The 23,290-nt window shown below is 44.1% G+C and carries 26 protein-coding genes and 1 pseudogene; 14 read left to right on the top strand and 13 right to left on the bottom strand.

What is annotated here, in order from left to right; translation table 11 throughout:
• Window positions 1-151: 151 nt before the first annotated feature.
• Complete coding sequence (locus TY10_RS11450) at window positions 152-979, top strand: oxidoreductase (RefSeq protein ID WP_042163351.1); 828 nt, start codon at window positions 152-154, stop codon at window positions 977-979.
• Window positions 980-1,524: 545 nt separating this feature from the next.
• Window positions 1,525-2,142: an acetate uptake transporter gene (locus TY10_RS11445; protein ID WP_042163349.1), complete on the top strand. Its 618-nt coding sequence runs from the start codon at window positions 1,525-1,527 to the stop codon at window positions 2,140-2,142.
• A 166-nt stretch (window positions 2,143-2,308) separates the two neighbouring features.
• Here TY10_RS11445 and TY10_RS11440 read toward each other — a convergent pair whose 3' ends face one another.
• From TY10_RS11440 to TY10_RS11425, 4 genes are all read right to left on the bottom strand, one after another.
• The gene (locus TY10_RS11440) at window positions 2,309-3,151 is read right to left on the bottom strand and encodes a phosphotransferase (protein ID WP_042163347.1); all 843 of its coding nucleotides are present in this window, start codon (window positions 3,149-3,151) and stop codon (window positions 2,309-2,311) included.
• Window positions 3,148-3,723, bottom strand: a complete 576-nt coding sequence (locus TY10_RS11435; protein ID WP_042163345.1) for a TetR/AcrR family transcriptional regulator — start codon at window positions 3,721-3,723, stop codon at window positions 3,148-3,150. The genes TY10_RS11440 and TY10_RS11435 overlap by 4 nt, the downstream gene beginning before the upstream one ends.
• A 571-nt stretch (window positions 3,724-4,294) precedes the next feature.
• The gene (locus tag TY10_RS11430; RefSeq protein ID WP_042163343.1) at window positions 4,295-5,623 is read right to left on the bottom strand and encodes a catalase; all 1,329 of its coding nucleotides are present in this window, start codon (window positions 5,621-5,623) and stop codon (window positions 4,295-4,297) included.
• An 87-nt stretch (window positions 5,624-5,710) separates the two neighbouring features.
• A complete protein-coding gene (locus TY10_RS11425; RefSeq protein ID WP_042163341.1) occupies window positions 5,711-6,607 on the bottom strand; it encodes a LysR family transcriptional regulator in 897 nt (298 codons plus the stop codon).
• 125 nt (window positions 6,608-6,732) lie between these two features.
• Here TY10_RS11425 and TY10_RS11420 point away from each other — a divergent pair, with 125 nt between their 5' ends.
• Window positions 6,733-7,887 carry an MFS transporter gene (locus TY10_RS11420; RefSeq protein WP_042163340.1) on the top strand — a complete coding sequence of 385 codons (1,155 nt, stop codon included), beginning with the start codon at window positions 6,733-6,735 and terminating at the stop codon, window positions 7,885-7,887.
• Window positions 7,888-7,978: 91 nt separating this feature from the next.
• On the opposite strand, the pseudogene TY10_RS11415 reads toward TY10_RS11420, so the two are convergent.
• The 4 genes and pseudogenes from TY10_RS11415 to TY10_RS32040 all read right to left on the bottom strand — a co-directional run bounded on the left by TY10_RS11415 (window position 7,979) and on the right by TY10_RS32040 (window position 9,844).
• A pseudogene (locus tag TY10_RS11415) lies at window positions 7,979-8,345 on the bottom strand (GntR family transcriptional regulator).
• A complete protein-coding gene (locus TY10_RS11410; RefSeq protein ID WP_042163338.1) occupies window positions 8,345-8,998 on the bottom strand; it encodes an ABC-2 transporter permease in 654 nt (217 codons plus the stop codon). Before TY10_RS11410 ends, TY10_RS11415 begins: the two are co-directional and overlap by 1 nt.
• Complete coding sequence (locus TY10_RS32045) at window positions 8,991-9,449, bottom strand: AAA family ATPase (RefSeq protein WP_272945287.1); 459 nt, start codon at window positions 9,447-9,449, stop codon at window positions 8,991-8,993. Before TY10_RS32045 ends, TY10_RS11410 begins: the two co-directional genes overlap by 8 nt.
• A 35-nt stretch (window positions 9,450-9,484) precedes the next feature.
• Complete coding sequence (locus TY10_RS32040) at window positions 9,485-9,844, bottom strand: ATP-binding cassette domain-containing protein (protein WP_272945286.1); 360 nt, start codon at window positions 9,842-9,844, stop codon at window positions 9,485-9,487.
• 146 nt (window positions 9,845-9,990) lie between these two features.
• Here TY10_RS32040 and TY10_RS11400 point away from each other — a divergent pair, with 146 nt between their 5' ends.
• From TY10_RS11400 to TY10_RS11370, 7 genes are all read left to right on the top strand, one after another.
• On the top strand, window positions 9,991-10,683 hold the full coding sequence (locus TY10_RS11400; protein WP_042163336.1) for a response regulator transcription factor: 693 nt from the start codon (window positions 9,991-9,993) through the stop codon (window positions 10,681-10,683).
• 83 nt (window positions 10,684-10,766) lie between these two features.
• A complete protein-coding gene (locus TY10_RS11395) occupies window positions 10,767-11,690 on the top strand; it encodes an ABC transporter ATP-binding protein (protein WP_042163441.1) in 924 nt (307 codons plus the stop codon).
• Entirely contained in the window at window positions 11,683-12,444 is a 762-nt protein-coding gene (locus tag TY10_RS11390) for an ABC transporter permease (RefSeq protein ID WP_042163334.1), read from the top strand. The genes TY10_RS11395 and TY10_RS11390 overlap by 8 nt, the downstream gene beginning before the upstream one ends.
• Before the next feature lie 18 nt (window positions 12,445-12,462).
• Complete coding sequence (locus TY10_RS11385; protein ID WP_238327549.1) at window positions 12,463-13,380, top strand: sensor histidine kinase; 918 nt, start codon at window positions 12,463-12,465, stop codon at window positions 13,378-13,380.
• Window positions 13,381-13,469: 89 nt separating this feature from the next.
• Window positions 13,470-13,916, top strand: coding sequence for a MarR family winged helix-turn-helix transcriptional regulator (locus tag TY10_RS11380; protein WP_238327548.1), 447 nt, complete (start codon window positions 13,470-13,472; stop codon window positions 13,914-13,916).
• 53 nt (window positions 13,917-13,969) lie between these two features.
• Window positions 13,970-14,791 (top strand): NAD(P)H-binding protein, encoded by an 822-nt coding sequence (locus tag TY10_RS11375; protein ID WP_337588347.1) that lies wholly within the window; start codon window positions 13,970-13,972, stop codon window positions 14,789-14,791.
• A 113-nt stretch (window positions 14,792-14,904) separates the two neighbouring features.
• Window positions 14,905-15,330, top strand: coding sequence for a DUF6892 domain-containing protein (locus tag TY10_RS11370; RefSeq protein ID WP_042163330.1), 426 nt, complete (start codon window positions 14,905-14,907; stop codon window positions 15,328-15,330).
• A gap of 64 nt (window positions 15,331-15,394) precedes the next feature.
• Here TY10_RS11370 and TY10_RS28805 read toward each other — a convergent pair whose 3' ends face one another.
• Window positions 15,395-16,018, bottom strand: coding sequence for a hypothetical protein (locus TY10_RS28805; protein ID WP_052350495.1), 624 nt, complete (start codon window positions 16,016-16,018; stop codon window positions 15,395-15,397).
• A gap of 167 nt (window positions 16,019-16,185) precedes the next feature.
• Between TY10_RS28805 and TY10_RS11360 the strand changes: the two genes are divergently transcribed.
• Window positions 16,186-16,548 (top strand): hypothetical protein, encoded by a 363-nt coding sequence (locus tag TY10_RS11360; RefSeq protein ID WP_155985811.1) that lies wholly within the window; start codon window positions 16,186-16,188, stop codon window positions 16,546-16,548.
• 104 nt (window positions 16,549-16,652) lie between these two features.
• On the opposite strand, the gene TY10_RS11355 is transcribed toward TY10_RS11360, so the two are convergent.
• Complete coding sequence (locus TY10_RS11355) at window positions 16,653-17,225, bottom strand: phosphatase PAP2 family protein (RefSeq protein ID WP_052350494.1); 573 nt, start codon at window positions 17,223-17,225, stop codon at window positions 16,653-16,655.
• A 455-nt stretch (window positions 17,226-17,680) separates the two neighbouring features.
• Here TY10_RS11355 and TY10_RS11350 point away from each other — a divergent pair, with 455 nt between their 5' ends.
• Complete coding sequence (locus TY10_RS11350; RefSeq protein WP_238327547.1) at window positions 17,681-18,634, top strand: DUF2167 domain-containing protein; 954 nt, start codon at window positions 17,681-17,683, stop codon at window positions 18,632-18,634.
• A gap of 55 nt (window positions 18,635-18,689) precedes the next feature.
• Window positions 18,690-19,283, top strand: a complete 594-nt coding sequence (locus tag TY10_RS11345; protein ID WP_042163326.1) for a hypothetical protein — start codon at window positions 18,690-18,692, stop codon at window positions 19,281-19,283.
• A gap of 487 nt (window positions 19,284-19,770) precedes the next feature.
• On the opposite strand, the gene TY10_RS11335 is transcribed toward TY10_RS11345, so the two are convergent.
• The gene (locus tag TY10_RS11335; protein WP_238327555.1) at window positions 19,771-20,571 is read right to left on the bottom strand and encodes a LysR family transcriptional regulator; all 801 of its coding nucleotides are present in this window, start codon (window positions 20,569-20,571) and stop codon (window positions 19,771-19,773) included.
• Between the two features lie 115 nt (window positions 20,572-20,686).
• Here TY10_RS11335 and TY10_RS11330 point away from each other — a divergent pair, with 115 nt between their 5' ends.
• A complete protein-coding gene (locus TY10_RS11330; protein ID WP_042163322.1) occupies window positions 20,687-21,277 on the top strand; it encodes a DJ-1/PfpI family protein in 591 nt (196 codons plus the stop codon).
• A gap of 151 nt (window positions 21,278-21,428) precedes the next feature.
• On the opposite strand, the gene TY10_RS11325 is transcribed toward TY10_RS11330, so the two are convergent.
• Both TY10_RS11325 and TY10_RS11320 read right to left on the bottom strand, forming a co-directional pair.
• Window positions 21,429-22,598: an MFS transporter gene (locus TY10_RS11325; RefSeq protein ID WP_042163320.1), complete on the bottom strand. Its 1,170-nt coding sequence runs from the start codon at window positions 22,596-22,598 to the stop codon at window positions 21,429-21,431.
• Between the two features lie 283 nt (window positions 22,599-22,881).
• Window positions 22,882-23,163, bottom strand: coding sequence for an ArsR/SmtB family transcription factor (locus TY10_RS11320; protein WP_042163317.1), 282 nt, complete (start codon window positions 23,161-23,163; stop codon window positions 22,882-22,884).
• Window positions 23,164-23,290: the final 127 nt, after the last annotated feature.

Here is a 23,290-nt window from a genome sequence, read left to right as displayed (position 1 = left end):
TTAACTTATCGATTATAACGGTTAGAGTATGCTCGAAGTCAAAGCAATATTCAAAGTTGTCCAGTTCGGAAGGAGCCGCTTGACTTAGACTAAGCTCTAACGATTAGAGTCATTTTTGCAAAGCAAATTTCAATCTAAAGGAGAGAGATCAATGAACAGCAAAGTTTGGCTCATCACCGGATGCTCCACTGGCTTCGGCAGAGAGCTTGCAAAAGCAACCATAGATGCAGGACAAAAGGTTGTAGTTACAGCACGGAATGTTAATGCGATTGCTGATCTTGTCCATGGAAATACGGATAACGTTCTAGCTATAGAGCTTGATGTTACAAAGCCGGATCAAGTGGACAGAGCCGTAAAGGCTGCTATAGAGAAGTTTGGCCGAATTGACGTACTTGTTAATAACGCAGGGGTCGGCTATTTCAGCTCAATTGAAGAAGCAGATGGGGAAGAAACACGGAAGATGTTCGAGATCAACTTCTGGGGTCTTATGCAAATGACCAGCGCTGTTTTACCTATTATGAGGAATCAGCTTTCCGGACATATTATTAATATATCGTCCATCGGCGGTCTAACTTCGTATCCAGGAGTTGGTTATTATAACGCTTCGAAATATGCGGTTGAGGGCATTTCAGAAAGCCTTGCTCAGGAGGTTGCTCCTTTTCATATTCATGTAACGCTCATTGAGCCAAGTAATTTCCGTACGGACTGGTCCGGACGGTCAGCAGCCAGGACGAGCTCGGCCATCAAGGAGTATGAGCAGCTAGTCTCTCCATTCGTAAATGGAGAAACCCATGGAAACGAGCCTGGTGATCCTAAAAAAGCGGCAGAAGCCATTATCAGCATTGCAGAGTCTGAAGAGCCGCCGCTTCGATTGCTGCTTGGTGCGGATGCGTACCATTTTGCGGTGAAGAAATATACCGAGTCGCTGAAAAACTTCGAGAAGTGGAAAGAAGTAGCGATTAACGCGGATTTTCAATAAAAGATACGTGCGCAGTCCAATTGGACTGCGTATTTTTTAATGAACAAGTCTTGTTAGGTTCTGTTCTGTTGCTAGAGAAATTGATTTTGTTTCGAGCTGTCCAGAAGCTGAAACTGAATTTTCTCGTATAGCGAGTCAAATGGGGCATCAAAATGTAAAAGTGCATGTTGTCAGCCGCTTTATTGACGATATATCGCATCAAAATGTAAAAGTGCATTTTGATTGGCCAAAATAGCCTCATTTGAATGAGTTTAGTCAGTTTCAAATGCACTTTTGCATTTTGAACGCTGTTTTGGGCATTTTGAGGCTGATCAGCCTGCACTTTTGCATTTTGTTTAACGCGGAGTACTGGGAGATAGGTATATGAAGTGGAATTGATGCGAAATTTATGCGGATGCGGGATAGGCGATTGTTGCGGTCGACCCCAACCTAAGCAGCTTTCTGCCTCAAATGTGTCAATATAGCTACAGTCATATTAAGTTCCTTCGTTATGTGATAAAATAAGTGGTCAAATTGATTTCTAGTAATCGGAGGCTTCTTAGTTTATGACATCATCGTCGCAACAAAATGTAAAAATTGTAACAGCAGACCCGAGTGCAATTGGATTATTTGGTCTGGCCATCGTCACGTTCGTTGCTTCATCGCAAAAGCTGGACATCACTTCTGGATTGAGTTATGTGATCCCATGGGCTATTTTCCTCGGTGCATTCGCTCAACTATTTGCTTGCATCCAGGATGCCAAGCATAACAACACGTTTGGTATGACCGCATTTGGTGCTTATGCGTTCTTCTGGTTTGGCATGGCATCGAGCTGGTTAATTAAATTAGGTGTTTTTGGTCCGGAGCTGGCTTCTGGCCTTGATGTTAAGCAGTTAGGCTTTGTATTCGCCGGCTATCTGATCTTTACCCTCTTCATGACCATCGGCGCCATGGAAACGAATAAAGTGTTATTCGTTATCTTCCTGTTAATTGATCTATTGTTTGTTGGATTAAGTTTAGATTCATTCGGAGTGGGGAACGGAGCTTTTCACGATTTGGCGGCTTATGCTGAAATGGCAATCGCTATCGTATCCTTCTATGGATGTGGTGCTGCTGTGCTGAACACACACTTCGGACGTGTTTTCCTGCCAGTTGGCGCTCCTTTCAGAATCTTCAAGAAGTAATTGATGAATAGAAACCTGCTTTGGTGAGGAGCGGGGTTCATTATAGGAACAAGGCAAGCATGGCACTGTTAATTGCAATGAGAAACCTGCAGGGTAGACTACTTCTAGAAAAGTAGCTCCTACGGGTTTTTTTGTTCGAATGAAATGATAAGGGGACGTGGGACAATTAAAGCCGTGATCTGATTTCTGCGAGAAGCAGCGCTTTCTCTTCCTCGCCGATTGCATCCGCACATAGTTTGCGAGCCGCAACGGGCATAATCCAGTCCTCGACTTCATCCAGAGAATTGCCCGACAACCGGCGATACTCCTCGCAAAATACTTCAATAATATGCTCTCTTAGCGAATCAAAGCGGGCAACAGCGCTGCTTGGCGTGTGTGGAGGCAAGATGGCATAACGAATCATGATTATATATTCGGCCAGATCTGCTTCGGGATTGCCCGTCGAAGCATTCATCCAATCGATGAGTACCGCGTGATCTCCGCGAACCATAATGTTGCCGGGGTTAGGGTCGCCATGACATACTTGCTTTTTGAAGGGCAGTCCCTTCAGATGCTCAATTACCTGAACTTTCTCGAATTCGGATAAATAGCCAGCCGAGCGAATAGAGTGCACCATCATTTCTTTCTGGGAGGGCAAAGGCAGGTTATTCATACGATGCGTTTCGCTTAATAATCTTGCAGTTATTTTTATCACGTCTTCATTATCATCAGTTTGATCGATTTCGGAAGGAGATTGCATGAGATAACGGAAAAAATGCTCCATTAACGATTCCCCGTGAACTCTCTCCATGACGATTGAAGGACGTCCATCGACTTCCAGAAATTCATAAGGACGGGGAGCGGGCAATCCATTTTCCCAGACAAGCATGCTATTTGAAAATTCTCTTTTCACCGCATCTGCAATGGTATTGCCTTTCGCCACTTTCACAATTTGCTCATTTCCGCCGCCCCATTCAAATACTTCGGAACAACCGCCTTCGCCGACTTTTTTACCGACCATTTGCATCATGATGATGATCTCCCTTCATAGGCCATGATGGCTTCATACATGTCTCTGACCATTTCCACAGCTTCGTGGAAATCCATTTTCAGCGTGCCTGAATGGATCATGGTGCCAATCCCAATTAGATAGATCGAGATTTTGATGAAAATATTTCTTTGCTTGCTTTCATCAATTGCCCGAAATCGCTTGCTGTGGAGCATCGGTTTCATGCTTAAGGTCTCGCCTATGAACACTTCCTGATTTAAATCAAAGCTTTTGTACCCGGATAAATACACGAACTGAAACATATACCGCTCTTGCTTGGCAAAATGTAAAAAACCGATCGCCATATTGAGCGCGGGGGAGTTTTGCTCATCCTGATAGCTGAATATTTGATTCCGCATGAGGTCTACTGCCATTTCATAGACATGATCCTTCACTTCGTCCATATTCGCGTAGATTCGATATACCGGCTGGGTTGAGCAATTGAGCTTCTGTGCAATGCCGCGGGCAGTCAAATATTCCAGCCCTTGCATCCGGACGATGTCAAATGCGGCTTGCAAAATCTGTTCTTTAGTTATGGTTGCTTTAGGAGGCATTGCTTTCAACATCCTTTTTAGATAACATTTGTTATGTAACTAATGTTATTTAAAGTCATCGGCGATGTCAACCCATTATTTTCCTTGCGGCAGAGATTTTTAAAGGCATCATCGAATGGTTTTATAACCTCTGATTGACTGTGCTAAGTAGGAAGACGATACATAGAGAATCAAAATGTAAAAGTGCAGGCTGATGAGCGTCAAAATGCCCAAAATGGCTCTCAAAATGCAAAAGTGCAGTTGAAATCGTCCATTTTACGCCATAGAGCCCTTTTTCGGCCAATCAAAATGTACTTTTGCATTTTGATGCGAGAAATCGCCGATATACGGCTAAACAACCTGCACATTTACATTTTGATTCGTGATGCGAAAGAGTCAGGAGCGAGCAGGGGGTCATAAGTTAGTCCATGGTGATTGGAGATAAACGCAGGGATAGCCGCGCAACATAAAGCAAGAGAATCAAGACATATTCCGCGATTCGCCCGACATGTAGTGCCGAACAGACTAAAAAGACCGCCGAGACTGTCTCGACGGCCTTACGCTAAACACAATCCTGTGTTTAGCGTTTTTTTTACTTCTTCGTGTGAATCTGCTCGGCAACCTGTTCGCCTAGTTCCACAGAGGCCCGGCTAAGGTAACTCAGCACAATGTTCTGCGTTTCTTGTGAAACGCCGCGCAGATCGGCAGCAAGATTGGCAACAAGATGTTCCTGCTGTACGGCTGGCAGCTCTTGATAATACTCGCCTGCTTGCGAAAAATCATCCGTCTTGAACAATTCGGACCGGACGAGGTGGCCTTCGACATACCGCCCAGAACCGCTGGTCACCAGGGAATCAGGTGTCCAATCCTGCTGATGATTGATCGGAACGCTGCGGAAGTCAGGGCCTATCCGCCGCCGCTGCGAATCCCAATAGATATTCGCTCGTCCTTGCAGCATTTTATCGTCGGATAGCTCGGCGCCTTCCAGCAGATTGGAAGGTGAGAAGGCGAGCTTCTCGACCTGTTCCATAAAATTGTCCGGGTTGCGATTCAATACGAGTCGTCCAACCGGCATGTATGGATACTGCTTCTCATCCCAAACCTTCGTATCGTCAAGCGGATCAAAGGGCAGATTAACTTCGTCTTGTGGGTTCATAAGCTGCACGTATAAGCCGTATTCAACCGTTTTCCCCGAAGCCAGATGATCATAGAGATCCTGGCCGGAGTAATCCGGGTTTTCGCCAGCTAATTTTGATGCTTCTTGGCTATCAATGTACTGGATACCTTCAAGCGGATACCAGTGATACTTCACATAAGTGCGGTGACCATTTTCATTAATCCAGACATAGGTGTTGACGCCGTGCCCGGGAATATGCCGGAGACTCTTGACCGTTCCTGCATCCGAGTACAGCCGTACAAGGAAATTCGTGGCTTCCGGGGCTCTGGCAATAAAGCTCCAGAATCGTTCCGGATCGATCAGATTATTGACTGGTGAAGGCAGAAAGGCTTTAATCGATTCCGGGAAGCGGATCGCATCCCGAACGAGAAACACAGGGATATGATTGCATAGCAGATCAAAGACACCGTGATCGGTATAAAATTTTGTGGAGAATCCGCGTACATTCCGTGAAGTGTCCGGAGTTCCCTTGTTGCTGACGGCAAGAGAGAATCTTACCGTAACGGGCACCTGTTGGCCTGGCTGCTGCAGAAAGCATAGCTTCGTATGTGCGCTCATACTATTCACGGTTTCGAAGTAGCCGAATGCGCCAAACCCTTTGACATGCACGGGTCTCTCGATGATTTTGCTATGTACAAAAGTCTCCAGTGTCTCATGTAAAATATTGTCCTGCTCCAGTACAGGACCCCGTTCGCCAACCGTCTGCGAATGAAGGACTGCCGGGATTTCGCTCTTATCTTTCACGCTCTTACCTCCTTATATGAATAGGATCGTCCTAATTAACATATGCGGAGGAGCAAGCCATCATGTTGCTAACATTTCAGCGTCCGGTTACGGATTCAGAAAACGATTGTTGAAGAAATCCATCAGCCAATTCGTTAATTGCCGCTGCGAGCTGCCAATGAACCGGTCTGCGTCATAGATGAGCTCAAGGTGGCGAACAGGGGTTGGTCCTGTAATGGGTATGGAAGTAATGTCCGGCCGTACTGGAAATTGGCTCAGCAAGCCTTTCGGTTGAATCGTAGCCCCTACACCTGCAGAAACTAATTGCAGCAGAGAAGTGGCTGAGCTGGTCTCCATAGCGGTCTGTAATTCAAGTCCTTCGTTATGAAACACTTCATCGACCAGATCACGGCCCAAATAGCCCTTAGGATACATAACGATCGAATGCTTAACCAGCTCTTCCAGTGTAATGTCTGTTCTGGCAGCGAGCTCGCTGGCCGAGTTGACGAATAGATGATAAGGCTCCGATCCAAGCGGGATTTGGACTAGTTTTTTATCAACGGGACCTTTCATGCCGATTCCCATATCGACCCGGTGATTAAGCACCTCATCTTGCACATGGATTGTAGAGAAAACCTGAAGCTGCGTGCCCGGGTACTTCGACTTAAATTGCACGAATAGCGGAACGAGCTGAAAATCCAAATCGGAAGGGAGTACGGCCAGCCGCACGGTACCCCGGTCTCCGGACAGAAGTTCTTTTATGGCACTCTTAGCATCACGTTCGGCTTGGAGCATTTTTTCTCCATACTGACGAAGGAGGTGGCCGGCTTCGGTTGCGACAACCTTTTTCCCGATACGGTCAAAAAGCGGCGTGCCAAACTCCGCCTCAATTATGCGAATTTGCTGACTTAAAGTAGGCTGAGAAATGCCGAGTTCTTCGGCCGCTTTCGTGAAATGAAGATGTTCATAAACGGCTATAAAATATTTGATATTCCGAGTATCCATTTGTCGCCTTCTTTATTGATAGTATTTTACTATCATAATAATATAAATTATAGGATTGTACAATGAAGTATGACCCCATATAATTGAGACTGTAAGATACAGATCAGAAAGAAGGCGCATCACGAATGAAGAAATTTTATCTATTGCTCGCTATATTCATTGCGGCATTAAACCTAAGGCCGATTATTACATCCGTTGCCCCTTTGCTGGGTACGTTACAAGATGATCTGGGTATGAGCGCATTAACAGCAAGTCTGATGACTACATTGCCTGTACTATGCATGGGCATATTTGCTCCGATGACTACGGTGCTGCGGGACCGATTTGGTCTGGAGCGTACGATTTTTATCGCTTTATTGCTCATTACCGGGGCAACGGCGCTGCGCGGAACGGTTGGTTCCATCTCGGTATTGGTTCTTACGGCGCTTATCGGCGGTATCGGAATCAGCTTGGCCGGACCGCTGCTGTCAGGTTTTATTAAAAAGTATTTCCCTACAAAGCCCGGAATCGTAAGCATCTATTCGGCATCCATGACTGTAGGAGCCGCATTGGCATCGGCCTCTGCGATTCCGTTATATAATCGAACCAGCCATAACTTAACGTTAACTTTATCATGCTGGGCTGTTCTAGGTGTAATTGCTCTTATTGTGTGGTCGACTTTTCTTAAAAAGAAAGGCAATAGTGCGCGCTTAGCAAGTTCCAAGCTTCCATTTCGTAACAAAAGAGCATTACTGTTAACGCTGTTTTTCGGATTGATGGCTAGTATGTTTTATTCCATTACTGCTTGGATTTCACCGATCGCTCATAATTTCGGGTACAGCCCGTCAAGCGCGGCTATGCTGCTTACCGTGTTTACCCTGATTCAAATTCCGGTGTCGCTGATTGTTCCTGGTCTTGTCTCCAAATTCGGTAAACGAAGATTTTTTCTAGTCCTTTGCAGCGTGTTTGAGTTAATAGGGATCGTTATGCTATTGCTCAAGCTGCCAATGCTCCCAGCTGTAATCGCTCTGGGAATCGGAGCAGGAGGACTGTTTCCTCTGGCGCTTATGCTGCCGATTGTGGAGACGAGTACTTCAGAGGAAGCAGGGACATGGTCTGCGTTATCTCAGTTTGGCGGTTATATCATAGGCTCGATGGGGCCGCTCATGATCGGCGTCATCTATGACAACAGCGGAAGCTTCGTCGCTGCGCTTATCGCGATGCTCGTCATAGTCATCGTGATGATCGGTGTGCAGCTGCTTATTACGGGTCGCAAGACTGAAGTGCAAGCAGGCTCTTAATTATTAAATCTCTTCCATACAACAAAGAAACGTTATCGCATCATGCGGTAACGTTTCTTTGTTGTATAAGGCATTGGGACGTGACTGAACTTCAATATACTTCCTTCAATAGCTCAATAATTTCTTCAAGCGAGAAACCAAATGATTTGTAATAGGAAATATCAATCGTCATCTGATTCAAAATCATTTCTTTGCGTCTTTGAAGCATCTCATCCGGGGAGAGCTCGGCTACAAAACATCCCTTGCCGGTTATGGTATAGATTAGGCCAAGCCGTTCGAGTTCTTCCCATGCTTTTTTTGACCGTAATGATGCTAACGCGAAGCTCTGTAGCTGCTTGCCTTATGGGCGGCAGGCTGTAACCGCTGCCAAGCTCACCCTTGAGAATCTGCGCACTAATCTGTTCGAAAAGCTGTTGATAGATCGGTTTATCAGAGGTGTTCGAAATGGCAATGTTCATTATGTTTCCACTTTCTCAAACCGTTTAATGGCAATATAATAAGCGATTATCGTAAATAGCGCAAATATAGCGATGCCAGCAATCAGGATGAACAGGTGGGTGGTGAAATGATCCGATGCCGTTCTTTTGAACAGATTAAACAAGGTCGAATTCTGTATGCCCAGCCATTCTGCGCCTCCTGCGAACAGAATAGCGGCTGTTGTCCCGGCAAACGTTGCTGTGCCGTATTTATAGGCTGTTTTATAGTAAATGGGTATGAAAAACAGGTTGAATAGCGCAAGCATGACGAAGCATAATCCCCAGAAACCTAGGGATGGTCCGTAGAAATAATAGATCAAATTCGGATATAACCGAAGGCTAATCATGCCGTAGATCATGGCAATCACGATATGCATAAGTTCCAGAATGACAATAACGGATACCTTTGCTTTTACCATGTCTTTTTTGAATACAGGGAGCATGTTGGTAAAGATCAAATCATTCTGCGTCTTATATCCGGCGAACATATTCGGTATTGTAAGAAAGCAAAAGTAGAGGAGGACGATGAAATACAACCATCCGGGAATCAGCATTAAAGCGCCTGTTAGAAAGGGCATTAAATAAAAGAACGGATTCACGCCAAGCTTTAATTCTTTCATTAATAGGTTATACACGGTCTTCCTCCTTTTTCGAGACATAGATCATAATTTCCTCCAGATTCGGCATGGTTGATTTGATATCCAGCATGGGGTCGAGATCCTGGGTATGAATCAAGCCTGTAAAGCCAAATGAATTCTTTTTATAGGAAATTAACACGTCTTTGATCAAATTCAACTGCTCCGTTCTCCCGTTCACCAGCCGGTAGGCCCCAATAAATTCTTCCTTATCGGCGCTGTTAATAATTTGTCCGTTGTCGATGTAGGTAATATAATCTGCACATTTCTCCAAATCGGATGTAATATGCGTGGAGAACAGAATGCTGATTTCTCCGTCTTTCACCAGCTCCTGAAAAATATCAAGCAGATTATCTCTTGCAACGGGATCAAGTCCGCTTGTTGGCTCATCCAAAATCAGCAGCTTCGCTCCGTACGACAAGGCGAGGGCCAGACGGTATTTCACTTTCATACCGGTTGATAATTCCGCTATTTTTTTGTTTTCGTTCAGGTTGAATTTTTTAAATAGCTGTAGTACGTCTCATCATTCCAATGCTGATAAAACGTCTTGATGACATTCGTTAACGTTTTGATTTTATTACGCGTATAGAAGCTGATGTCTCCAAATGCGGAGCCGATTTCCTGCTTTAATTCGAGCTCATGGGTATGCATCGCTTTGCCCAGAATGTAGATTTCACCGCTGTCAATGCGGTTCAAATTCAATATGGACTTAATCGTCGTCGTTTTTCCAGCGCCGTTGGCCCCGATAAATCCCATAATAAAGCCCTTCTCCAGCTGAAAAGAAACGTCTTTCAACTGAAAGTGCTCATACTTTTTATTGAGATTCCTAACATCCAATGCCAGCATATGATTCCCTCCGATTCAAAAATTGTGTATGTTGTATATGCACAATATATCAGCGGGACTGCGTGTATGTCAATTCCTAGATGCTGGTTTTAACATTTTATTCTATACTGTTACTTATGAACGTAGGGGACCACAAAGGAGAAGCAATGAATAATCCGATACATATTCTCGTTGCCGAGGACGATAATGACATTAGCCGCCTGCTGTGCAGCATTATTAAGAAAAGCGGCTATATCGCACAGCCCGCATACTCCGGAACGGAAGCGCTGCTCTATCTGGAACAGCGCCAATGGAGCATGCTGCTCCTCGATCTGATGCTGCCAGGCATGACAGGCGAAGAGCTTCTCAATCGTATCGACAGACGCGATGATATGCCCGTTATTGTCATTTCGGCCAAGGGTGAGCCAAGTACCAAAGTTTCTGCTCTGCGCGGGGGAGCGGATGATTTCATTACAAAACCATTCGATGTCGAGGAGGTTTCCGCGCGAATCGATTCCCAGCTTCGCATGTATGCCCGAATAGCGCAGCCGTCTGTGCCTAATGTGCTAACGCATAAGGAGCTTGTGCTAGATCGGGACACCATGTCGGTTACTGCAGCTGGGACGGAATTGACGCTCACCGCAAGAGAGTTTGAAATACTCTCATTGCTTTTATCAGCACCAAAAAAGGTGTTTACGAAGTCTAATCTGTACGAAAGAGTTTGGAAAGAGTCATTTTACGGTGATGACAACATAATCAACGTCCATATGAGCAACTTGCGCAGCAAGCTGGCCAAGGCGGCTCCGGGAAGCGAATTTATTGAGACCGTATGGGGGATGGGGTATCGATTAAAGCCTTAATACATTCTTAAGTATTGGCTTTAGTTCCTCTTATGTTTTTGTTTCTATACTTGGTCCATCACATAAAGGAGGCCAAGATGAAGATGCAGGAGTATGTATTAAGAACGAATCAGTTGTCCAAAACGTACAAAGGCCATAGAGCGCTGGATAAAGTGAATCTATCCATCCGCAAAGGCTCGATTTACGGGTTTATTGGGCAAAATGGAGCCGGAAAATCAACGCTGATCCGCCTAGTGACAGGGCTTGCTTTTCCGACCAAAGGATCGATAGAACTGTTCGGGGCGAGCGAAGAGAAGGCGTTGATTCAGGCTCGCAAAAGAATCGGCTCTATTATCGAGAGTCCGGCTTTATTTCCCCATATGACGGCAAGCGAGAACTTGGAGGCGAACCGGATTTTGCGCGGCATTCCCGGCAAAGAGTGCGTTCCCAGAATGCTGGAGCAGGTTGGTTTGCAGGGGACAGGCAAAAAAATAACGAAAAATTTCTCGCTTGGTATGAAGCAGCGGTTAGGTCTTGCTATCGCTTTGCTGGGTGATCCGGAGTTTTTGATTCTGGACGAGCCGACCAATGGGTTAGATCCGATGGGTGTTGTAGAAATGAGGGAGCTGCTCAAGCAGTTAAATCGTGAGCTGGGCATGACGATATTAATCTCAAGCCATATTCTTAGTGAATTGCATCTGATGGCAAGCCATTACGGCATTATCCATCGCGGTCAGCTGCTGGAGCAATTTACGGCGGCGGAGCTGGACGGGAAATGCCAGCAGTATATTTATATCAAAGTGAGTGATCCAGGCAAGGCGGCAGCCGTCATCCAAAACGAACTGGGCACAACTGACTTCGAGGTTATGCAGGATGGCGCGATCAAGCTGTATGGCCATATGGAACAGCCAAGTAAAATATCGTCGGTGCTTTTCACGGCGGGCCTGGAGATTGAGAAGTTCACACCGATGGGTGAAGACTTGGAGAGCTACTTTAGTAAGCGGATCGGGGTTGATTCGCATGTATAATCTGATTAGAGTAGAGTTATTCAAACTCCATAAGAACAGATCGTTCTGGACGCTGCTTATTGCCCTTGCCGTACTTTCACTGGCTTACCCTCTGTTATACTATTTTGACCATCGATCCAGCGGAGAACCTCAATTTACGGGCGCCGGATTTCTGATTACCTTCATCACAAGTAATGCTTATGTTATGAAGGTTGGTGTTGCATTTCTTGCCGGATTCTTTATTTCTAACGAATATTCTACCGGAATTATGAAAACGATCGCTTCATCGGGTAATACGAGGGGGCAGTTGTATGCGGCCAAACTGACCGTATTCGCAATCGGTGCGATGCTGATTTCTCTCGTTTTTCCAATCGTGAGTACGCTGGAAGTGACGCTGCTTTCAGGCTTTGGTCATTTTCCAGAGGGAAATACGCTGTTTTTCATTCCCCGGGTGCTCGGACTGACGCTATTATATACGGCGGCCTATGCATCCATTGGGGCGTTGTTCACTGTAGTTCTGACAGACAGCGGCAAAACGATCGGATTTTTAATGATTTTCTTTCTGTTGATTGATAGCGTTCTTGCCGGACTAGGTTCGAAGGTCGAATTCATTGGTACATTGTACGATTATTCGATCTTCAAATTAGTGGGAGAAGTCGCCAAACCTCATATTCATAGCGGTGATTTGCCGGCGCTCCTGCTCGTGCCTTTGCTGACTATTGCTTTAACCGCTATTCTCGGTATTTTCATATTCCGCAGGAAAGATATTAAGTAATTAAGGGGAGGGGAGAGGATGCTGCTTATTCTAACGATTTTATCGATGACGGCAGCAGCTCTCCTGCTTGTCCGTCTGCTGATGTTAAGGCGGGAATTAGGACGGATGACCCAGCAATTGCGAAGCTATAATGAAGGGCGAACCGGTAAAAAAATCGATGTGGCTCTATTTGATAGTAAGCTTGAAGCGCTTGCCGGACAAATTAATCGCCAGTCTCAACTAATCGTCGAAGCAGAAGCCCGCAAACAACGAGTCCAGTATGAATCTCGGAAGGCAGCGGCAAATATTTCTCATGATATCCGTACTCCATTGACTTCGATTATCGGATATATTCAATTGTTGGAGGGCGAGCGTATAACGCCTGAAGAGAAGTTTGAATATATCACTACTGTCAAAAATCGAACCAAACGCTTGCAGGCATTATTGAACGATTACTTTGAGCTGTCCGTGATCGAATCACTGGATTATCCCCTTAAAGCTGAAAAGCTTGGGTTAACTGATCTGATCTCTGGTATTCTGGTCGAATTTTATGATGCGTTCAACGAACGAGGCATTACGCCTGACATTGTGCTGCCAGAGGAAAATGTGAGCGTGTACGCCGATGAGGCTGCTGTACGAAGAGTCGTTGAGAATTTGCTTAATAACACAGTGAAGTATACGTCTGGACAGGTAGAAATTCGTTTCGAACAGCAGCGGGAGACTGCAGATCTGACGATAATCAACGAAGCAAAGGAATTGGCCGGAAGTGATGTCAGCCTCTTGTTTGACCGGTTCTACACGGCAGATCGTGCAAGGTCCGCCCAAACCTCAGGGCTTGGACTCTCCATTGCCAAAAGCCTGATGCACAACATGGGAGGCACGTTGACGGCCGAGCTGCAAGGCGATTCCTTCATAATCATCTGCCGCTGGAAGCTTGCAGCCAAGGCTGCTTTGTAAACATCTCCTTGTACGGAATTGACAGATGCGTTGCGGATGTAGTATCTTAAAATAAGTTAAGTGCTTAACTATTTAACGGTGGTGACAAGTTGAAGAATCTGCAAGAGTACGTTCAGGAAATGCCGCTGCATTCACTCGTTTTTTTCTCTTTGGTTGAAGCGACGGCGAACTTGGTCGAGGTGTCGGAGAAATATTGGAAGTCGAGGGGCTTGAATGGCGCCCGAATTCGGTTATTAGTTGAAATTATGAAAGAGGGCGGCACGATATTGCCTTCCATGCTCGCTAAGCGAATCGGAGTTACGAAGCCGAATATTACGCTACTGCTTGTCCCATTAGAAAATGACGGATTAATTCGCCGAACGAGTCATCCTCAGGACGGCAGAAAAACGGTTATTTCAATAACAAGTGAAGGCCAGAGCCTCTTATTGAAGAACCTGCCTGAGAATCGTCAACGGATTGCTGAGAAAATGAATGCGCTGGAAGAAGATGAATTGAAACAGCTTCTTGTTTTGTTGCAAAAATTACAGAGAAATTAAAATATTTTTTTCGGCATTTAGTTAAGTGCTTAACTAAAATGATGCCAGAAGGGATGAAAGCAATGTCGATCGTCATTACAGGTGCCAATGGCAAATTAGGAAGCTTGATCATAGAGCGGCTCCTTCAGAAGGTTGCGGCTGATCAGATTGTGGCCTGCGTTCGCGACTTAGAGAAAGGCAAACATTTTCATGAGTATGGAATTGAAGTGCGTCTATGCGATTACGATAAACCGGACACGCTTGAGCAGGCATTTGCTGGTGCTTCCAAGCTGTTATTCATTGCGAGCTCTAATCAGGATGACACGATTCGGCTGCGCCAGCATGCCCATGTCATTGAAGCGGCGAAAAAATCGAAAGTGGAGCAATTGCTGTTTACAAGCTTTGCTTTTCTGGAACAAGATTCGATTTCAACCTCACATTTGTACATGGCAACGGAGCATGCCATTCTTACGGCCGGAATGCCGTATACTTTTCTGCGAAACTCGTTATATACCGATTTTGTCGGTGTGCTAGGATTGGATGCTGCGATCGCTGCAGGTGAACTGCGTATTGCCCCCGGCGACTGGAGTTTTAATACAGTGACGCGCGATGATTTGGCTAGAGGCATAGCAGCCGTTTTGTCAGAAGGGGATCATCGGAATAAGATATATGAGCTGACGGCATCCCGTCCATGGACCTTCGATGATCTAGCAGCAGCTCTATCTGATCTGTCTGGCAAGTCCGTAGTTCTGCAAGAGGATGCTGGGATTCAAAACTGGATCTTTGGTTTTCTGCGCAAAATAAACACGTCTTCTACCTCGACCGATTTGGAACGGTTAATTGGGGGGCCTGTTACGCCGTTGAAAGAAAGCATTAAGCCATTTATTGCCTTATAAAATGATTTCATCATAATATATAAATCTTCTAATAAGTAGCTAAACAGTCTTCGGTGAACTATATTGGAGTCATGGTGGAAAGTCTGTTATTTTTACGAAATGAGGGAGATACCATGATTACCTATACGGATCACACCGGGATGTTTCAAGACTTTAATTTTAAATTAACAGTAATTGAAGCTTTGCTTGATCAAAATCCGGCATTTGAACAGGAACTTGAAAAGCTAAAATTGGATCATACGGATAAATATGAATGGTATACAGAAGACTCTGGACCCATTGCAGAACTTTTAGAGTTTTTCTCTAAGCTGCAGCTTGAACAAGGGGATTTGGACAAAATAACTGAGCTTTGCTTTGATGGTGGGAATGAAATTTACCATATCATTCAGCCTGATTGGGACGGAGAAGATGATGTTTTTGATATTCGGCAGGTAGCCGGATTTGAAAACCTGGTAAATCTCAGATCCGTTATCTATATCAGCATGTGCGAGGAAGAAGTACTGAAGCCTTTCATGGATAACAATATTGAAATTAAATGAACTTAGAAAAGAGGTTATTTCAATGGAAGCCCGTTAGGCTGCCGGAGAAATAACCTCTTTTTAACTAACTTAAATTCAAATTGAACCACTGGCAAAATTTCAGAAGTAGAATTTCTTTAAGGTTATCATCAGCCATACACATAATCTTTTCTAAGAAATGCTTATAGAACTCCAGTAAATCTGTTTCGATGGCTTGCAGCTTATTAATTAAGTCATTCCGGTCGTATTCAATATAAAACATTTTCTGTAAGTCTTGCTCCGGCAAATCTTTTCTATATGTACCAGAATAATCGTCAGACCAAACTCTGACCGAATTATTTACAAATTCCAAAGTGGGGTATGGGTCATGACCAAGCCATACATTCTTTTTGCTTAGGACCGCTTCAAGCACTTCTCTCCAACTCTCAAGCCCACAACAGCAACCCGGAAGTATTACTTTACTTTTATCCTCAAAGGCTATTCCGCCACTTATTACAACTTCATCAAAGGTAATGAGTTCATTTAATACCTCAGCAGGCTCTCTATCCACATCTATGTTGTTATACCCGCAGAGCAACGTCAGAAATAAGGTGGCATCTTCCGGCGTAGAAAATCTGGACAGATACGCAGTTTCCTTGTATTCAACTTTTGTAATCCAAGAGGGTTGCTCAAAATATGGATTTTGTATAACAGCACTAACTTTCCCCATGATTAAAACTCCTCATGATCTAATGTGTGCTTATAGATTATCATATTTCACTTAACCCCGAGCGATATCTCAGCAATCTCTATTCTAGCAACTATTTACCGGCTTGACCCAATCCAAAGATTTGAGGTTCTCATATCTTATTGTATTAAATTCTCGGGGTGATTTATTTGTTTCAATTAAACGGAATTGTCGGCGGCAGGCTCACAAATATCAATGTAGGCGGACGGAAAACTATTCTTCTGCAACAGATTGTGCTGGATGTAAAAAAGGGCCAAAAATTAATTTTGCGAGACATTAATTTCTTGTTCAATAATGATGCCTTCGCGATAAAAGTGGAAGCCCAGCCTTCACCTGGTACTTTTATTGCAAGAGGCGGTGCAGGCGATTTAAGACCCAATAAAATATTGTTTAATAACAATACAGGGGATGAGGTTCGTATCTTTTTATTAGTCAGTGCAATAAATACTGCACGTAATTCTAGAAGTTTAAGCCGCTCAGACAGCTGGCATTTGACATTAGCAAGACGTTAAAAAAATCAATGACTGGCGGTACACCATTGAAATTAAAAGAATAAGAGGTTATTCCAACGATAGCCAGTAAGGCTGCCGAAGAAATAACCTCTTTTTTTTTAATGCTATACACTAGTGGTAAGCTGTTTGTCTCTCCGCTGATTGCGGGAAGAAACATAACGGACAAGCTGGTAAGTTGCCTCCGCGAACAGAATTCCGCCAAATACATCGATTAACGCATGCTGTTTGGTGAAGACGGTGGAAGCAATAATGAGCCACAATAAGGTGTACATAAAAATTCGAATAGGCAGCTTGAGAGTCAGATCACGCTTGAAAGTGATGAACAGCAAGTAACTGGTTAAGCAGTGTACGCTCGGAAAACAGTTGTAGGGAGCATCAGATTGATAAATGAAATGAACAAGCCGGCTGGCCACATCCGTACCAAGGAGATCAGGACGAGGCACATAGGTAGGAAAGAAAAAGAATACGACGTTGCAAGCCATGACAGATACGTTATAGATCAATAAGGTCCGCCAATAAATGTTGCGGTTTTTGAGAGCCAGATATAAAAAACTAAGATACAGAACAGGCATCCAGCTTATATAAGGGAAGATGAACCATTTATTGAACGGAATCTTGGTATCAATCCAGAAATAATCCAGAAAAACATCCGATCCGACAGTTCGGGCAATCCCCATATAAATGAACCCCTGAATAGGAATGGATAGTATACCTAAAAGGTGTACCCATTTATTCAACCATAATTTCATTATGAGCCCTCACTTGATCTTCTTGAAGTTTTTTTCATTCTAAACGTTATAGTCCAACAGCACAACACACAGTTATTACATTTTTTGTGTTCGTTTATAATCTTTTTCTGTTGAGGTTTAATTATAACTTAGAAGTGCGGGGAGATGATAGCTGGACGAAAGTCGAGTTCTGCATATTTATCTTTTGATTTTTTTGAAAGCCGGCATCGGCCTTGATTGTTACAGTAATCATAAATTTTGGTTCAATTTTACTTTAATAGGGCGAATAAAAGTATAAACTAAACGTCAATCTCTGCCGATATAGAAGTTTATACCAGAAGAAATGGAATTTCGCTCCAATCGAGAACGTGTGCCGTTTCAAAAAAAAGCAAAAGGGGATTAAGATGTATTTCTTTAAATCAATGAATCGTTTCAAAATGGCTATGCTCACTCTGGCGCTTGCCGTAAGCATAGCTGCTTTACCAACTGTTGCTTTGGCGGAAGCTGAGGCAGAGACAGGATCGGAGACTGAATTGCAATGGGTCATAGGATCAGGGCAAAAGCTGGATCTCGGCCAAATTGCTCAGCTCACATTGAAGCAAGATTATGGTTTCCTGGACGGGGAGAACACGAAACAATATGTGCGCAGTTATGGCGCTATTCCTAGTGAGAAAGAAATAGGCTCTGTTTTTCCAGCTAGTGAGGATCAGCAATGGGTAGCCTATTTTGAATATACAGATTCCGGACATATTGAGGATAAAGAGAAGGATAAGATCGATGCCGATGCTTTGCTGGAAAGCTACCGGAAAGGGACGGAGCAGGTTAATAAAGAGGTATCCGATGACAATAAGATGTTCGTAGACAGATGGTTCGTGGAGCCTTCCTATAACGAAGCGCTGCACAGCCTTACTTGGTCCATCTTATTCCACGATATCAACAACGAGAGCATTATTAACTACAATATTCGAATGCTGACGCGGGAAGGTTATGTCTCGGCGATTCTAGTTAGTGATCCGGAGCATCTGGAGGCTGACCGTAAAGTTTTCGAGAGCCAGATCATCTCCAATTTCAGCGTAAAACCGGGAGAAACCTACAGCGACTTTGATCCGGCTACGGACAAGAAGGCGGAATACGGTTTAACTGGCCTTATCTTGGGAGGCGTGGGGCTGCTCGCTGCGAAAAAAGCGGGCCTGCTGGCTGTTGGGGTTGTGCTGCTGAAAAAATTCTGGTTTATCATTATCCTTCCGTTCATATGGCTATGGCGCGTTATTAGGGGCAAATCGAAGAAGAATGAGCAGTCCGCTGAGGATGAGTTCTCTCCTAATGATGGTGATGGCGGTCCAACTGTTGCGAAGTAAATGATCGCGCACGGATAGGAGCAAAACATTCAGACACAGATAAACGGAGGCAGAAATGGAACTTTTCTTTATGCGGAAATTTATACATCGAACATGGGCAAACTACCTGAGAAGTCCAGCTAAAACAAATCAATTCGGAGAAATGGTTCTTTCTTCAGGCGGCTGGATGAAATGGTTCCAGTTCATCATCTTCTTCATACTTGCAACTGTGAGTATGATGTTTTTTGCAGAAATAGCAGGCGAAGTGGAATTCGCGGCAGACGGATATGTCTATTATGATGAGGAAATCGAGTATAAAATTATTATCTTTCTCGCTACCGGAGTTCTTGCGTTTTTCATGATTTTATGGTGGATTGCGACGATGATCTCTAAATATGTTTTCAACCCGGAAGAGATTCGCATGTATAAATTTTACGGGAAGCGCACGATCCGTCTCGCTGATATTACCCGAATTGACCGGAGCAAACTTTTTGGAGGAGCTATCATCATCGTTGCTAACAACAAGAAATCGATGATGATTGCGCTGGATAATCGGGGCATCAGTCATTTCGTGAAGTTTCTAACCGAGCAGTTAGGGCCCGAGAGAACGGAGAATGCTGCTGCATTAATATCCGAACGAAGAGAATTGCTCGGAATGAAGGAGTCTTAATTGAGTATGCGGAAAGGGTCAATCAAGGTCAGTTTAGACCATGATTGACCTTTTTTGTATAGCAACGTTACGCAGATTTTGATAGATTCCTTAATCACAAAAGCATTCCATGGCACATATCCGATCGTCACTTAACAAATCAATAAATTCAGTTATAGGATGCTGCAGTTGTGCGGGTAATTGAGGCTTTAGCAGCTGAAATTCAGTGATCAGAAGGGGGATTTCATTCGCTTGAATGAAATGGTCATTATAGTAATCTTTTAGCCTAGCAAGGATAGGGAACGTCATCGGTTGAAAGTTTTTGCTGAAGATACCACGGTGTAAGAACTCATCGATTGGAAAATGACTGACCACTACTGCTGTCCGGTCTTTAAGGTAACAATCTAGCGCCACCTGGATTCACCTCTGTTCATCATTAGATTTATTGGACAATTCTTCTTTAACCATCTCAATGAATGTTTGCAGGGCTTTCGACAGCCATTTGTGTTTATGATACGAAATTTGCGAATAGAACATCAGAGGTTCGTTGAAGGTTTCGATTGCTTGCATTTTTTCGGTCCCGCAAAAGGGATTCTACACTAACGCGGGGCATTAAGCTGATCCCTAATCCGCTTACCACACATTGTTTTATCGCTTCCATACTGTTAAATTGTAAATAATTGTGTGCAGATATTTTCTTCTCTATTAAATACGCTTCAAAAAAGCGCCGCAATGAGCAGTTCTTCTCGCTGAAAATCATACACATTCCCTCAGTCTCTTCTAACCTAGTCAGCGAATGATTGTATTCACCAACAAAAATTAAAGGCTCTTCGGAGCAAACCTCAGCAGCAAGCTGGGGATCATCTAAAATAGGCTCTAGAGTTATCGCTGCGTCCAGCTCTCCGGAATGGAGTTTGCTGCGCAGAGGTATACAATTATCGTTGATGAGAGAAATCGTAACCTGAGGATATCGTTTTTTGAATTTAGACAGAACAGGTCCGAGCTTGTACACGGTTATAGTTTCGGACGCTCCGATTCGGATCTCACCCTTCAATGATGTATCGTCATCTGAAATATTTTTTATTTTAGAATAAGCGGATAGCAATTCACTAACATAAATATACAGCTCCTGCCCGGCGGCGGTGAGATGAATTTGCTTACCTAACCGGTCGAATAGTGGAAGCCGGAGTTCTTCCTCCAGCTGCTGAATATGTGAAGTGATAGAAGCCTGTGAATATTGCAGCGCTTGGGCAGCTTTCGTAAAGCTGTTATATTCAACAACGGCTTTGAAGGATTGGAATTGACGGATTTCGATAACGATTCCTCCATTCTAGTTATCAGAATATCTAAACCTATAGTTTACTTATTTCAATTTTACTAAACATCTATTCTCCCCTATCATACTTGAAAAGGAGCTGATGGGGATGAAAAAAGTGTGTTTGTTGTTGCCGAATGGCTTTGAGGCGGTTGAAGCAAGCGTATTTACAGATGTGTTCGGGTGGAATCGTGCAGAAGGCAATGGTGAAACTGAGCTTATAACTGTGGGGACCCGCAATGAGCTTAAATGCACCTGGAATTTGACTGTCATTCCGGAAAAGGTAATTTCAGAGGTGACGGTTGAGCAGTTTGATGCCCTTGCTTTGCCTGGAGGTTTTGAAGAAGCGGGCTACTATGAGGATGCCTATTGTTGGGATGTGCTGGAATGGATTCGGGAGTTCGATAGGCAAGGGAAGATTATTGCATCGATCTGTGTCGGTGCATTGCCGCTTGGTAAAAGCGGTATTCTGCAAGGCAGGAATGCGACGACTTATCATTTAAATAACCGCAAACGGCAATTGCAGCTTGCTTCAATGGGAGCGAACGTCATTTCGGATCAGCCGATTGTTATCGATGAGCATATTATGACATCATTTAATCCGTCCACTGCTTTTGATGTCGCTTTTACCCTTCTGGAACAGCTCACTTCTGTACAAAACGCAAATGAAGTAAGAAGGCTTATGGGATTTCTATCCTAATCACTTCTTGGGATTCATTGGGAAACGTTATTGCTCCATTAATGAGAAAATGATCGATACGAATAAGGGAAAGGAAAAGGAGCAGAAATTTGAGGAGTTTTCTGCTCCTTTTCTATATACCCATTGTGAGCAAATCTGCCTGCGCAGGCGTTTACTGTGAGCCAGATAATGTAGAGCGGTAGATGGTGGTTCTCAGCATGACAGCAAGGAAGGAGAGGACCATAAAGATGACACCGCCCCATACAACGTGCTCTGTTCCCATACCTGAAATGAATAATCCGCCTACCGATGTGCCGATCGTAACGCCCAGATTCCCAAAAGCTACAAAAAGCCCGTTGGCGAAATCAGGCGCTTCTGCAGCCGCGGATGTAATCCAGTATTGGGAGATATTCAGACCAAATGTGAAGAGAATACCCCATACCAAAATGAGGACTGCCATCGGAGCTGTGAATGTACCCATTAAATAAATAAGGACATAAATCACGCCTAATGCTAATGGGAATACTAGTGCAGTCTGGGCCGCATTAGAGCTCAGCCATTTGCCGGCAAATAAATTGCCGAGAACACCTGTTACACCGAACAAGACCAGCATGAGGCTGATCATGCCGCCGGACATGTGAGTGACTTTTTCCATATATTCCGCAAAGAAACTAAATACAGCATACACACCTGAGAGAATGAGTGCGGCAGTGGCCATACTTAGCCATAGTACAGGCTTTTTCAGAACGCTTAGCTGAGAGCCGTACGATTGCCGTTCGGTTACAGGCATGGATGGGATGATCAGCAAAATTGCAAAGAAGGTAAGAGCATTAACTAATGCAAAGAACGACATAGCCATTTCAATCGTGGAGATGTCTGCGATAAAAGAGGTGATCGGAATTCCGATGACCATACCAGCCGTAACCCCCATAAATACACGGGATATCGCTTTAGGCGCCTGATCTTTGCTCACGAAGCTGGCAGCAGACGTAAAAGCGACAGAGAAATATACGGGATGCAAAAAGGCAGGAATAATTCGTGCAATTAAGGCGACAGTAAAGTTAGATGCGAATATCGAAATCACGTTAGTGACGAGAAATAATCCGACGACCAGAAGCATGACGGTCTTGCGGTTCATTCCAGAGAAGACTAAAGGCAGAATCGGTCCCGCAATCGCGACGGCAAGAGCAAAAAGACTGACCAGCAGACCTGCTTGCGATACGGTAACGTCATATTTGTGAGCAATTTGCGGTAAAATGCCGATAATGCCCATCTCCGTATTAATGATGCCAAATATACCGAAGGCGAGTATGAGAACAATAAGTGATTTTGATCTAGCCATGGGATGGTTCAACTCCGAAAAAGTTTATAGTCAATAGCAGTTGGAATCGATGTTCGTTAAGGATAGGGGGTAGAAAGGTATGGCAGCCAGCAGTCTGCTTGGAATTATCGATAAACAGCTAACGTTGCGAGAATAGCTTCATCATGAGATTGGAGCTCCTTTTCATTTCTATCAATTAGACAGTTATAAAACTATCATATTGAAAATAGTTCGTCAAGCTTTCCATTTCGACGTGCAAATGCAAAAAAAGGAGCCTCTCGGCTCCTTCAGCAAATTGTATTTGTTATATAATTTCGCCCAATTGGGTTAAGTATGCTTTCAGCACTTCCTCTTGAAGGATATAGCTCACAAACTTGCCTTCACGAATGCCTTGAATTAATCCAGCTGTCTCAAGCTCTTTGAGATGATGAGAAATCGTTGCAGCACTAACCGGATGCGTTTCATGCATCGTGCTGCATGGCAGCGGCCCTTTGGCTGCTCCTATTTCTTTAAGCATCTGATAACGCCGCGGCTCGGCAAGAGCCCGTGAAATTCTCGAAAACTGTTGGTCCGATAGGGTAACCATTTAGCGTACTTCCCCTTTCTATGATTTGTCCGGCGGATACGCGAATCGAATCTTTTAAAAGTTTATAGCCATCATATCATAGATTTTTGCTGATTTAAAATTTGACCGCTATTCTAGCAGCCGGAAA

The sequence above is a fragment of the Paenibacillus gorillae genome (assembly GCF_000513275.1).
Lineage (GTDB): Bacteria > Bacillota > Bacilli > Paenibacillales > Paenibacillaceae > Pristimantibacillus > Pristimantibacillus gorillae.
The sequence above is the reverse complement of the archived record's forward strand: the minus strand, read 5'-3'. Positions and strand labels throughout refer to the sequence as shown.

Bases quoted from the DNA above. Each gene is read 5' to 3' on its own strand.
- TY10_RS11445 (WP_042163349.1), top strand. From the start codon at position 1,525: ATGACATCATCGTCGCAACAAAATGTAAAAATTGTAACAGCAGACCCG.
- TY10_RS11375 (WP_337588347.1), top strand. From the start codon at position 13,970: ATGAAAGCAATGTCGATCGTCATTACAGGTGCCAATGGCAAATTAGGA.
- TY10_RS11325 (WP_042163320.1), bottom strand. From the start codon at position 22,598: ATGGCTAGATCAAAATCACTTATTGTTCTCATACTCGCCTTCGGTATA.
- TY10_RS11320 (WP_042163317.1), bottom strand. From the start codon at position 23,163: ATGGTTACCCTATCGGACCAACAGTTTTCGAGAATTTCACGGGCTCTT.
- TY10_RS11425 (WP_042163341.1), bottom strand. From the start codon at position 6,607: ATGGATACTCGGAATATCAAATATTTTATAGCCGTTTATGAACATCTT.
- TY10_RS11435 (WP_042163345.1), bottom strand. From the start codon at position 3,723: ATGCCTCCTAAAGCAACCATAACTAAAGAACAGATTTTGCAAGCCGCA.
- TY10_RS11350 (WP_238327547.1), top strand. From the start codon at position 17,681: ATGTATTTCTTTAAATCAATGAATCGTTTCAAAATGGCTATGCTCACT.
- TY10_RS11440 (WP_042163347.1), bottom strand. From the start codon at position 3,151: ATGATGCAAATGGTCGGTAAAAAAGTCGGCGAAGGCGGTTGTTCCGAA.
- TY10_RS28805 (WP_052350495.1), bottom strand. From the start codon at position 16,018: ATGGGGAAAGTTAGTGCTGTTATACAAAATCCATATTTTGAGCAACCC.
- TY10_RS32040 (WP_272945286.1), bottom strand. From the start codon at position 9,844: ATGCTGGCATTGGATGTTAGGAATCTCAATAAAAAGTATGAGCACTTT.
- TY10_RS11330 (WP_042163322.1), top strand. From the start codon at position 20,687: ATGAAAAAAGTGTGTTTGTTGTTGCCGAATGGCTTTGAGGCGGTTGAA.
- TY10_RS11395 (WP_042163441.1), top strand. From the start codon at position 10,767: ATGCAGGAGTATGTATTAAGAACGAATCAGTTGTCCAAAACGTACAAA.
- TY10_RS11355 (WP_052350494.1), bottom strand. From the start codon at position 17,225: ATGGGGATTGCCCGAACTGTCGGATCGGATGTTTTTCTGGATTATTTC.
- TY10_RS11370 (WP_042163330.1), top strand. From the start codon at position 14,905: ATGATTACCTATACGGATCACACCGGGATGTTTCAAGACTTTAATTTT.
- TY10_RS11390 (WP_042163334.1), top strand. From the start codon at position 11,683: ATGTATAATCTGATTAGAGTAGAGTTATTCAAACTCCATAAGAACAGA.
- TY10_RS11385 (WP_238327549.1), top strand. From the start codon at position 12,463: ATGCTGCTTATTCTAACGATTTTATCGATGACGGCAGCAGCTCTCCTG.
- TY10_RS11400 (WP_042163336.1), top strand. From the start codon at position 9,991: ATGAATAATCCGATACATATTCTCGTTGCCGAGGACGATAATGACATT.
- TY10_RS11345 (WP_042163326.1), top strand. From the start codon at position 18,690: ATGGAACTTTTCTTTATGCGGAAATTTATACATCGAACATGGGCAAAC.
- TY10_RS11450 (WP_042163351.1), top strand. From the start codon at position 152: ATGAACAGCAAAGTTTGGCTCATCACCGGATGCTCCACTGGCTTCGGC.
- TY10_RS11420 (WP_042163340.1), top strand. From the start codon at position 6,733: ATGAAGAAATTTTATCTATTGCTCGCTATATTCATTGCGGCATTAAAC.
- TY10_RS32045 (WP_272945287.1), bottom strand. From the start codon at position 9,449: ATGAAAGTGAAATACCGTCTGGCCCTCGCCTTGTCGTACGGAGCGAAG.